Origin of the sequence: Limnohabitans sp. 2KL-27, assembly GCF_001269345.1 — a bacterium.
Lineage (GTDB): Bacteria > Pseudomonadota > Gammaproteobacteria > Burkholderiales > Burkholderiaceae_C > Limnohabitans_A.
Genome location: NZ_CXOP01000001.1, coordinates 167545 through 177757, shown reverse-complemented (window position 1 = coordinate 177757; position 10213 = coordinate 167545). Strand labels below are relative to the sequence as shown.

General features: G+C 59.2%; 11 protein-coding genes. 9 read left to right on the top strand and 2 right to left on the bottom strand.

Features of this window, described 5'->3' with window-relative positions; translation table 11 throughout:
* Window positions 1-15 precede the first annotated feature (15 nt).
* From galE to LHAB_RS00860, 6 genes are all read left to right on the top strand, one after another.
* Complete coding sequence (gene galE / locus LHAB_RS00885; protein WP_194943040.1) at window positions 16-1041, top strand: UDP-glucose 4-epimerase GalE; 1026 nt, start codon at window positions 16-18, stop codon at window positions 1039-1041.
* Window positions 1042-1090: 49 nt separating this feature from the next.
* Window positions 1091-1369 carry a hypothetical protein gene (locus tag LHAB_RS00880; protein ID WP_090043496.1) on the top strand — a complete coding sequence of 93 codons (279 nt, stop codon included), beginning with the start codon at window positions 1091-1093 and terminating at the stop codon, window positions 1367-1369.
* Between the two features lie 182 nt (window positions 1370-1551).
* A complete protein-coding gene (locus LHAB_RS00875) occupies window positions 1552-1830 on the top strand; it encodes a type II toxin-antitoxin system RelE/ParE family toxin (protein ID WP_090043495.1) in 279 nt (92 codons plus the stop codon).
* A gap of 13 nt (window positions 1831-1843) precedes the next feature.
* Entirely contained in the window at window positions 1844-2179 is a 336-nt protein-coding gene (locus LHAB_RS00870; protein WP_090043494.1) for a HigA family addiction module antitoxin, read from the top strand.
* A 54-nt stretch (window positions 2180-2233) separates the two neighbouring features.
* Window positions 2234-3004, top strand: a complete 771-nt coding sequence (locus tag LHAB_RS00865; protein ID WP_194943039.1) for a YdcF family protein — start codon at window positions 2234-2236, stop codon at window positions 3002-3004.
* A gap of 285 nt (window positions 3005-3289) precedes the next feature.
* Complete coding sequence (locus LHAB_RS00860) at window positions 3290-4501, top strand: O-antigen ligase family protein (RefSeq protein ID WP_090043492.1); 1212 nt, start codon at window positions 3290-3292, stop codon at window positions 4499-4501.
* Window positions 4502-4663: 162 nt separating this feature from the next.
* On the opposite strand, the gene purT is transcribed toward LHAB_RS00860, so the two are convergent.
* Complete coding sequence (gene purT, locus LHAB_RS00855) at window positions 4664-5800, bottom strand: formate-dependent phosphoribosylglycinamide formyltransferase (protein ID WP_090043491.1); 1137 nt, start codon at window positions 5798-5800, stop codon at window positions 4664-4666.
* Window positions 5801-5929: 129 nt separating this feature from the next.
* Between purT and LHAB_RS00850 the strand changes: the two genes are divergently transcribed.
* The 3 genes from LHAB_RS00850 to LHAB_RS00840 are packed head-to-tail and all read left to right on the top strand — an operon-like array spanning window position 5930 to window position 9071.
* Window positions 5930-7144, top strand: coding sequence for an efflux RND transporter periplasmic adaptor subunit (locus LHAB_RS00850; RefSeq protein ID WP_194943038.1), 1215 nt, complete (start codon window positions 5930-5932; stop codon window positions 7142-7144).
* Window positions 7145-7156: 12 nt separating this feature from the next.
* The gene (locus tag LHAB_RS00845) at window positions 7157-8389 is read left to right on the top strand and encodes an ABC transporter permease (protein WP_090043489.1); all 1233 of its coding nucleotides are present in this window, start codon (window positions 7157-7159) and stop codon (window positions 8387-8389) included.
* Window positions 8382-9071 carry an ABC transporter ATP-binding protein gene (locus tag LHAB_RS00840; RefSeq protein WP_090043488.1) on the top strand — a complete coding sequence of 230 codons (690 nt, stop codon included), beginning with the start codon at window positions 8382-8384 and terminating at the stop codon, window positions 9069-9071. Before LHAB_RS00845 ends, LHAB_RS00840 begins: the two co-directional genes overlap by 8 nt.
* Here the strand turns inward: LHAB_RS00840 and LHAB_RS00835 are convergent.
* Window positions 9068-10066 carry an adenosine kinase gene (locus LHAB_RS00835; protein ID WP_090043487.1) on the bottom strand — a complete coding sequence of 333 codons (999 nt, stop codon included), beginning with the start codon at window positions 10064-10066 and terminating at the stop codon, window positions 9068-9070. The two genes, LHAB_RS00840 and LHAB_RS00835, sit on opposite strands and share 4 nt — an antisense overlap.
* Between the last annotated feature and the right edge of the window lie 147 nt (window positions 10067-10213).

Below are 10213 nucleotides of genomic sequence, written 5' to 3'. Positions count from 1 at the left end.
ACATTTTAGGTTTAAATGCTGAAAAAAATATTGGTTACTGGTGGTTCTGGTTTTATTGGCTCACACTCAGTGTTGGCTTTGCTGCAAGCTGGACATGATGTTGTTGTCTTGGATAACTTGTGTAATAGCACAACAGAGTCGTTGACTCGCGTCTGGTCAATCTCTGGTAGCACAGCCTATTTTGTACTGGGTGATATTCGCGATCCGGCTTTGTTATATAAACTATTTGCTGAACACGCAATTGATGCGGTACTTCACTTTGCAGGTCTAAAGGCCGTGAGCGAAAGTGTGGCTCAGCCCCTGCGTTATTACGATAACAACATGCACGGCAGCCGAACACTCTTAGAGGCTTGTGCCGATGCGGGTGTGTTTAACGTGGTGTTCAGCTCATCGGCTACGGTGTATGGCGAGCCAGCTCAAATGCCCATTTCAGAGGCTTGCCCTGTGGGTCACCAAACCAACCCATATGGCCGCAGCAAGTTGATGGTGGAAGACATGCTGCGTGATTTGGCCGCTTCAGACCCGCGCTGGCGTATTGCCATTTTGCGCTATTTTAACCCTGTGGGTGCCCACGAAAGCGGCCTGATTGGCGAAGACCCCAACGGGGTACCCAATAATCTGTTGCCTTATGTGGCGCAGGTGGCCGTGGGCAAGCTTCCCGAGTTGGCGGTGTTTGGTAATGACTACCCCACGCCCGATGGCACCGGCGTGCGTGACTACATACATGTTGTGGATTTGGCCGAGGGGCACTTGCGGGCCTTGGACGCTCTACAAACCCGTACGGGTGCCCATGTGTGGAATTTAGGAACCGGACAAGGCTACAGCGTGCTAGAAATGGTGCGGGCATTCGAAGCCGCGAGTGACCGCAAAGTGTCGTATCGGATAGCTCCACGCCGTCCCGGGGACATTGCGACCTGCTACGCCGACCCCACAAAAGCTGAGCAAGAGCTCGGATGGAAGGCCAAACGCGGTTTGGACGAAATGATGCGCGATGCCTGGCGGTGGCAGAAGATGAATCCGAACGGTTATGCACATCGCTAGCGGTGAATCGTGAACCGCCACCAGATTGAGGACGCGGTCGAAGAGGCTAGTGCAGCTGGCATTCGGAAATGATCTTTATGACCGTGCTCACCAAGTGCTAAACATCAGCAGCTTTGGGGCTAGTTTGTTGCTTTTGGTTGTGAAGAAAGCCCACGAGGACTTTGTGCCGTGGGATGAATTGCAGGCCAAGCTGTATGACTTGGGTTTGGCTCTGGACGCCAACAACGTGCTCCTGATCCGTACCCTGCTCAAGGATCTGGTGCCAGACTATCAGCCCGTTGGCGAGGTTGTGGATTGGGTGTGGATGGAGAGCGCAGGAACGGCTTGATGAGGGGGCTTGCAGGCATTCGGCCGCAGGGTATGGGCATCCAAGAATTTATTGGGGTCAGATACAAATTTTTTGCAGAAAAGGAGCCTTGGGCTCCTTTGATGTTTGTGGGGCTGTAAAAAGACATTGCCTGAGGCTTTTGGTCGGTAGCTGCTTACCGAGCATCGGTATGAAATTCAAACATGATCATCTCATTTGCCTGCGCTGACACCCGGGCGCTTTTTGATGGTGCAAGGGTTAAGCGGTTCAATGCGATGAAAACGGTTGTTGAGCGCAAGCTACAAATGCTTGACAGTGCCGCTACGCTTGATTTTTTGCGGTCACCACCTGGTAATAGGTTAGAGGCTTTACGCCGTGATCGTGCGGGTCAGCACAGAATCAGGGTGAACGATCAGTTCCGAATTTGTTTTGTTTGGACTGAACGTGGCCCGATGAATGTCGCAATCGTGGACTACCATTAAATTTGGAGTTTTTATGAAAAATCAAATGTGCGCCATTCACCCAGGGGAACTCCTCAAGGAGGAGTACCTCGTACCCTTGGGCTTGAGTGTCAATGCATTGGCCAAGGCATTGCATTTGACGCCGTCTGGCGTCAACGACATTGACTTGTGTCGGCGCGGCGTAACCCCAGATACGGCTTTGCGCTTGGCACGCTACTTTGGCGGAGATGCGCAGTCGTGGCTCAATTTGCAGCAAAGTTATGACCTGAAAGTAGCCGAGCAGTCTGCCCTCAAAACGATCATGAAAACGGTGATGCCGATGAGTGCAGTGGCCTTGCCCATTAATTGGGTTCAGATCCCAATTGTTTGATCACAAAAGAGCCGAGAGGCTCTTTTGTTGTTTAAGAGCTTTGAAAAGGTCGACATGTTTATTTTGTCCAAATTGATGTCAGCCATCACGCAGCCCATGTTTTGGTTGGCTGTGTGGTGGAGTGTGGCTCTGGGGTTGTTGAGTGGTTCTGCGCGTTGGCGGCGGGGGGCTGTTCGCATGCTGTGGGGCGGTTTGGCGGTGCTGGGGCTCTTGGGTTTTGAGGCTTTGCCACACGCGCTCTTGCGTCCGCTGGAAAACCGATACCCCGTGCCGCCCCCAGAGGTTGTCGGTCGGCATGTGGGTGTGATTGTGTTGGGCGGTGCCACTGAGCACCCCGGCATTTATTTGGCACATGGTCAGGTGCCTTTGGGTCAAGCGGCTGAGCGCATGTCTGTGCCGGTGGGGCTGATGCGGCAGCATGCGCAGTTGCAACTGGTTTTTTCTGGTGGTGAGGGGCGCTTGCTGGTCACGGGCGTGAGTGAGGCCGAATTGGCCAAGGCGTTTTATGAGCAGCAGGGTGTGGACATGCGCCGAGTCATTTTGGAAAGCGGCTCGCGCACCACCCGAGAAAATGCTTTGCAGGTGGCCGCGTTGCTGGGCAAGCGTTGCCAAGAGCCGTGGCTGCTGGTGACTTCGGCTTGGCACATGCCCCGGTCTGTGCCCGAGTTTGAAGCAGTCGGGTGCGAGGTAACGCCGTATCCGGTGGATTTCAGAACAGGCGACGCCACGCCTTGGACCGAGTATTCATTGGCGCGCAGCTTGCTGCTGTGGCAGACGGTTTTGCACGAGTGGCTGGGGTTGGGGGTTTATCGGGTGACGCGGTGACCAGGTCGGGGGTGACGAATGTAGTGGGAGCGAGCCCCTGCTCCCGACTGTTGGGTGGAGCCAGTGCAGGCATTCGGCCGCAGGGGCTAATGCCCACAGTTAGGGTGGAACACCATCTTGTCACACATGCGCATGCCAGTCGAAGTGGGCAGGTATGGACCCCCCCGATCGAGTCGGGGGTGACATGAGATCTTACATAGCCGCGCATGCGGGTATTCATACCAGTCGAAGACAGACGCGCTTGGCCACAAGTTGATAATAGAGTGTTGATAAAAAGGATATCTAATGATCGCGATCAGGCAAAAGACAAAGGTGGCTTTGGGGTGGCTGGTGCCTGCGCTGTTTTTGTTGTTCCCGGTGGCCATGGCGCTGTCGAATGTGGTGTTGCTGTTGGTGTTGATCGGGTTTGCAGTCACATTTAGCAGCGTTTATTTGAAGCGTGATGCCTGGAGCTGGCCGGCGATTTGGCTGATGGCATTGTTTGGCATGGTGCTGGTTGGCACGCTTTACACCCCTGCACCTTGGCATTGGGTGTCTGTTAATTTAGGCAAATACGCCAAGTTTGCTTATGCAGTTTTGCTGATGCTGTTGTTGGCGCGGTTTCCGCTGTGGCAAAAAAGAGCGTTGTGGGCGTTTGTGGGGGCCATGCTGTTTATCGTGGTGTCCACTTGGCTGAATGTTTGGTTTGTGTTGCCTTGGTCAACGACCAAGACGCCTGGTTGGGGTTTGTCGCACCATGTGTTTGGTGACTACATCACGCAAAACGTGATGGTGTCTTTTTTGGTAGTGTTTGCTTTGACCAAAGTGCAGCGCCCGTGGCTTGGCCGAATGAGTCTTGTTTGGTTGCTTGTGGCGGCGTTGGGGGTGGTCAGCATCACCCATTTGTCTTCGGGTCGAACAGGGGTGGTGTTGCTGTTGGCTGGCCTGGTGTCCTGGATGTTGGTGCGCTGGGGCGGCAAAAAGCTGTGGATCGGTTTGCCGGTGCTGGTGCTATTGGTGGCTGGGGTGCTGGCGTCGTCGAGTGTGATGCGTGAGCGGATTGCTTTGGGTTGGACAGAATTTGCCAAGCGCGATGTGGATGTGATGTCGTCCATTGGGCACCGGGCTTACAACTACCGAACCGTGCCGAAGATGATGGCAGAACGCCCGATCGTGGGGTACGGCACAGGCGCGTACCACACGGAGGTGTGCCGATTTTTGGAGAAGCCGGAGTGGTGCGACACTTTCCGTTGGCATCCACACAACCAGTTTTTGTTCTTTGGTGCGGATCATGGCCTGATCGGGGTGCTGTTGTACGCGGCGCTGCTGCTGTCGCTTTACAGGGTGGCTATGCGCTCTGACCATGCCCAGGCCAAGGTGTTACTGGTGTCCCTGACCAGCATTTTGCTGGTGGACAGCATGATCAATTCGCCTTTGTTCAGTTCAAGAGAAAGTCATTTCTTCTTGTTCATGATGGCGCTGCTGGTCGCTATGAATCGCCGACCTGATCCAGAGTGACAAGTGATGGTCATACCTGTGTCCCCATAAGTCATACCCGCGCATGTGGGTATCCATGGCAGTCGAAGGCGGCAGGCATGGACCCCCGATCAAGTCGGGGGTAACAGGAGATTTGTCATACCCGCGCATGCGGGTATCCATGGTGGTCGAAGGCAGGCGCGCTTAAACCACCACCTTGATCTTGCCCGCCGCATCCCGTGCGCGTTGCAGCGCATTGGGCCCTTGGGCCAGCGCCACCGCCATGCGGCGGTAGGGGCGGGTGGTGGGTTTGCCGAAGATGCGCACGTCCACGCCTGGCTCGCTCAGGGCTTGGGCCACGCCCGTGTAGGTCGGGTCAGTCCCGTCCTTGTCGGCCAACACCACAGCGCTGGCGCCTTCCACACACGCAATGGCCGGGATCGGCAGGCCCAAAATGGCGCGGGCGTGCAGATCGAACTCGCTCAGGTTCTGGCTGGTGAGGGTGACCATGCCGGTGTCGTGCGGCCGGGGGCTCAGCTCGCTGAAGATCACCTCGTCTTTCGTCACGAAAAACTCCACCCCAAACAGGCCAGCACCCCCCAGATCGGTGGTGACTTTTTCGGCCATGTCTTGTGCGGCTTTGATTTGCTCGGGCTTCATGCCCTGAGGCTGCCAGCTGTATTGGTAGTCGCCGCGCTCTTGCACGTGCCCGATGGGTGGGCAAAACAGCGTGGGGTCCTTGCGCTGGCGCACGGTGAGCAGGGTGATTTCAAACTCGAAGTGGATGAATTCTTCGACGATGACTTTTTGGCGGTCGCCACGCATGCCTGCGCAAGCGTAATCCCAGCTGGCTTGCACATCGGCGGCGGTTTGGGCCACGCTTTGGCCTTTGCCCGATGAGCTCATCACGGGCTTGATGACGACCGGAAAACCGATCTCGGTGGCACGGGTCAGCAGTTCGGCGGCCGAGTCGGCGTAGCTGAATTTCGCGGTGCGCACGCCCAGGCTCACGGCCACATCGCGGATGCGGTCGCGGTTCATGGTCAGGTTGGCGGCACGGGCGCTGGGGATGACTTCAAAGCCTGCTTTTTCAACATCGAGCAGCACCTCGGTGCGGATGGCTTCGATCTCGGGCACGATCAAATCAGGTTGGTATTGGGCAATGGCCGCGCGCAGCGGCGCTTCGTCGAGCATGCTGAACACGCAAAACTCGTCGGCCACTTGCATGGCAGGCGCTCCCGCATAGCTGTCGCAGGCCATCACATGGCAGCCCAGGCGCTTGGCGCTGATGACGAATTCTTTGCCAAGTTCACCAGAACCCAAAAGCAGTATTTTTTTCATGGGGATCAAAAGGGTAGAAAGAGCACACAAGCCGCATTGTTGCTCAGTTGCCTGACATGCAGCCTGCACATGGGCCGATCTTGACTTGGATCATGGGTGTGAACCGCACCGATCCTCACAATGGTCCGCATGAATGCTGTTTGGACCTTGCTTCGCCAACATGGCGGTCAATTGTTGTGGGGTTTGCTGGTCCTGTTTCTGGGCGCTGCCTTGCTGCGCTGGTGGATGGGACCTCTGGTGCAGACCGAGACCGTGCAGCGCCGTGATTTGCTGCAAACGGTGGTGGCCAGTGGCCGCGTCGAGACACCGCACCGGGTGAACATTGGCGCGCAGATCACCGGCACCGTGGCGCGTGTCCCTGTGACCGAAGGGCAAACCGTGAAGGCGGGCGATGTGTTGATTGAATTGGTCGGCACCGAGCTGCAGTCTGCCCGGCGGCAGGCCCAGCAGGCCGTGGTGCAGGCGCAGAACCGGCTGCGGCAGCTGGTTGAGCTGCAGGGGCCAGTGGTGCTGCAGACGCTGCGCCAGGCACAGGCCAGTCTGGACACGGCGCAGGCCAGTTGGCAGCGCAATGGCGCTTTGTTTGAGCAAGGCTTCATCGGTCAGGCTGCGCTGGACGAGTCGCGCAAGGCTTTGGCGCTGGCCGATGCCCAAGTGTTGGCCGCTCAGAAACAAGTGACATCGACCCGGGCCGGTGGCGCTGAGCACAGCCTGGCCCTAGGGGCTGTGACTGAGGCACAGGCCAATGCAGAAATCGTCAACGCCAAGGTCCGCTACGCGGTCATCCAAGCACCTGCGAATGGGCAGCTCATAGGCCGTCACGTGGAGGTTGGGGATGTGGTCCAGGCGGGCAAGGTCTTGATGACTTTGTCGCCTGAAGGGGCCATGCAGTTGGTGGTGCAGATCGATGAAAAAAACCTGCGCCTGATGGCGCTTGGGCAGCAGGCGCTGGCCTCGGCCGATGCCTATCCGCAGCAGCCATTCAAGGCCCAAGTGGGCTACATCAACCCCGGCATCAACGCCCAGACCGGCGCGGTAGAAATCAAGCTGGATCTGCTGGAGCCCCAGCACAACCTCAAGCAGGACATGACCGTGTCGGTGGACTTGGTGGTGGCACGCAAGCCACAGGTGCTGGCGCTGCAGGTGGGCCATGTCAACGAAATCAGCGGGGCATCGCCTTGGGTGTGGCTTCTGCAGGCTGGCCATGCGGTGCGCCGCCCGGTGCGACTGGGTTTGCGGGGGGGTGTGTGGGTGGAGGTGCTGGAGGGTCTGCGCGAGGGCGATGCCGTGATCGCCTTGCCCGCGGCTTTGCGCGAAGGCCAGCGTGTGCGAACGCGGTTTTGAGCGGGGCGAAGCATGTTCAAGACCTGGGTGCCGTTTGAATGGATTGTGGCGATCCGATTTTTGCGCGAAGGCCGGATGCAGACGGTGTTCATTTTGGTCGGCGTGGCCATTGGGGTGGGCGTGATCGTGTTCATGTCGGCGCTGCTGGCCGGCTTGCAGGGCAACTTCATTGCGCGGGTCTTGTCGGGGCAGGCGCACATTCAGCTTTTGCCCCCCAAAGAGGTCACGCGCACTTTGCACCAGGTCATGCCTGGCGAGGTGGATGCCGTCATTGAGCAGCCACCTTTGCAAAGGCTCAAGTCGATTGACCAATGGCAATCCTTGCTCACCACGGTGCGCGACATGGCCGATGTGAGCGTGGTCTCGCCCGTGGTCGGCGGTTCGGCGCTGGCAGTGCGCGGCAGTGCCAGCCGCGCCATCAGCCTCACGGGGGTGGAGCCCGAGGGGTATTTCCAAATCGTCAAGCTGCCCGACAAAATTGTGCGGGGCACGGCGCGCTTGACGGGGCAGGACATGCTGATCGGCACCGATTTGGCCAGCGACTTGGGCGTGGATGTGGGTGACAAGCTGCGCGTGGCCAATGCCGCAGGCGAGGCCACCAGCTTGACCATCAGCGGCGTGTTTGACCTGGGCAACAAGGGGGCCAACCAGCGCAGCACCTTTGTGGCGCTGCGCACCGCGCAAAGTCTGCTGGGTTTGTTGGGCGGGGTAACCAGCATCGATGTCACGGTGCGCGATGTGTATGCGGCCGAAGTCGTCGCCCAGCGCATTCAGGCGGCCACCGGGGTGCAGGCCGACAGCTGGATCAAAACCGGAGCGCAGTTTTTTGCTGCCGTCAGTGCGCAGAGCACGGCCAACACAGCGATCCGTTTTTTTGTGGGCCTGTCTGTGGCCTTTGGCATTGCCAGTGTGCTGGTGGTGTCGGTGGTGCAAAAGTCGCGCGAGATCGGCATCCTGCGGGCCATGGGCATTTCACGTGGTCAGGTGCTGCGCGTGTTTTTGCTGCAAGGCGGTTTGCTGGGCTGGGGTGGGGCGGTGCTGGGCTGCGGGGTGGGCGCTTTGGGGCTGGTGCTTTGGCAGCACCTGGCCTTGAATGCCGATGGAACGGCCCTGTTTCCGCTGGTGCTGGACCCGGTGCTGTTTGCGGTGGCTCTGGGGCTCGCCACGGTGACGGGCTTGGTCGCGGCTTATGCACCGGCCTTGCGGGCGGCCCGTTTGGACCCGGTGGAGGCGATCCATGGCTAGCGCGGATGTGGTGGTGCGCTTGCAAGGCGTGCGCAAGGCCTTCAATGTGGGCACCGGCATCGAGACCGAGGTGCTGCACGGCATCGACCTGACGCTGCACCGGGGCGACTTTTGTGCGGTGATGGGGCCCTCGGGCTCGGGCAAGAGCACCTTGCTCAACATCATGGGATTGCTGGACCGTCCCACCTCGGGCTTGCTGCAGATGGCGGGCGAAGAAACCACGCTGCTGGCCGACCAAGCCCTGACGCGCCTGCGCGGGCACCACATTGGTTTTGTGTTCCAGTACCACCACCTGATTTCGGCCTTTACCGCACTCGAGAACGTGATGATGCCCCTGCTGGGCGCGGCGGGTTTTCCTAACCCCGACATGCGTGAGCGTGCCGAAGCCCTGCTGGAGAGCGTGGGCCTCAAGCCCTGGAAAAACAACATGGCCAACAACATGAGCGGCGGGCAGCAGCAGCGTGTGTCTTTGGCGCGGGCCTTGGCCATGAACCCGGCCTTACTCTTGGCCGATGAGCCCACCGGCAACCTGGACACCCAAAGTGCAGATGCCGTGTTTGCGCTGCTGCGCCGCATCAACCAAGAGCAGGGCACCACCGTGCTGCTGGTCACGCACAACCCCGAGCTGGGCAGGCGCTGCGACAAGACCATCCAGGTGGTGGATGGTCTGATCCAGACTTAGGCTTTTGCTGCTTCTGCGGCAATGCCTTGCAGTCGCGCCGCGGTCAAACGGTTGCCGTGCTGGCTGACCACGGCAGCGGCGGCGCGGTTGGCCAGCGCTGCGGCTTGCGCCGGGCTTTGGCCATGCGTGATGCCATACAAAAAAGCACCGGCAAACATGTCGCCCGCACCATTGGTGTCCACCGCTTGGGTGGGCACGGCGGGCACTTCGATGCGCTGCTGGCCTTGCACAACAATGCAGCCTTTGGGGCCCCGCGTCAGGCAAACCGTGGTGGCCAAAGCCGACAGCTGGCCAATGATGGCGTCCAGGTCGGTGCTGCCGCACCAGTTTTGTGCTTCCTCTTCGTTGGCAAACAAATAGTCCAGACCGTCGCCGATCATGGCTTCTAGGCCTGCGCGGCAGAAGTTGATCATGCTCACGTCGCTTAGGGTCAGGGCGGTGTGCACCTGGTGATCGATGGCGATTTGGCGGCCTTGGACGGCCGCCTCGAGCCCTGTGGGCGATGCAGCCAAATAGCCTTCCATGTAATAAATTTTGGACTTGGCAATGTCTTGCGGGTGCAGGGCCTTGGCGTCAAGCTGCGAGGTGGCCCCCAGAAATGTGCACATGCTGCGCTCGGCATCGGGTGTGACCAGCACCATGCAGCTGCCGGTTTGGCCTTCAGTGGGGCGGGTGTGGGTGAGGTTGGTGGCCACGCCATTGGCCTGCAGGTCTTGTGTGTAGTAGGCCCCCAGCTCGTCGTCGGCCACGCGGCACGAATAAAAGGCTTTGCCGCCCAATTGGGCCAGCGCCACCACGGTGTTGCCCGCCGAGCCGCCGCCAGTGCGCCGGGCGTGCAGGCCTTGCACGTGGGTCAGCAGTTGGGCGCGTTGGGTGGTGTCGATCAGCGTCATGTGTCGCTTGCTCACGCCCATGGTGCTCAGCAGATCGTCAGAGACTTCGTATTCGGTATCGACCAAGGCGTTGCCAATGGCGTAGAGGTGGTAATGGGACATGGCCGTCAGGATTGGGGAAAAACAAGGAGTTTAGCGGCTGCGCCGCCTTTGTCCCTGTCTTGTGGGAGGCCGCCCCTGCTGCCAAATGGGGTGTGCGGCCCTGACAAGCCATTCGTGAGCAGGGGCTCGCCACCACAAAGGGGAAGG

What these genes read in the sequence shown, in the direction of transcription:
- galE (WP_194943040.1), top strand. Translation starts at nt 16, where the DNA reads ATGCTGAAAAAAATATTGGTTACTGGTGGTTCTGGTTTTATTGGCTCA.
- LHAB_RS00875 (WP_090043495.1), top strand. Translation starts at nt 1,552, where the DNA reads ATGATCATCTCATTTGCCTGCGCTGACACCCGGGCGCTTTTTGATGGT.
- LHAB_RS00870 (WP_090043494.1), top strand. Translation starts at nt 1,844, where the DNA reads ATGAAAAATCAAATGTGCGCCATTCACCCAGGGGAACTCCTCAAGGAG.
- LHAB_RS00865 (WP_194943039.1), top strand. Translation starts at nt 2,234, where the DNA reads ATGTTTATTTTGTCCAAATTGATGTCAGCCATCACGCAGCCCATGTTT.
- LHAB_RS00860 (WP_090043492.1), top strand. Translation starts at nt 3,290, where the DNA reads ATGATCGCGATCAGGCAAAAGACAAAGGTGGCTTTGGGGTGGCTGGTG.
- purT (WP_090043491.1), bottom strand. Translation starts at nt 5,800, where the DNA reads ATGAAAAAAATACTGCTTTTGGGTTCTGGTGAACTTGGCAAAGAATTC.
- LHAB_RS00850 (WP_194943038.1), top strand. Translation starts at nt 5,930, where the DNA reads ATGAATGCTGTTTGGACCTTGCTTCGCCAACATGGCGGTCAATTGTTG.
- LHAB_RS00845 (WP_090043489.1), top strand. Translation starts at nt 7,157, where the DNA reads ATGTTCAAGACCTGGGTGCCGTTTGAATGGATTGTGGCGATCCGATTT.
- LHAB_RS00840 (WP_090043488.1), top strand. Translation starts at nt 8,382, where the DNA reads ATGGCTAGCGCGGATGTGGTGGTGCGCTTGCAAGGCGTGCGCAAGGCC.
- LHAB_RS00835 (WP_090043487.1), bottom strand. Translation starts at nt 10,066, where the DNA reads ATGTCCCATTACCACCTCTACGCCATTGGCAACGCCTTGGTCGATACC.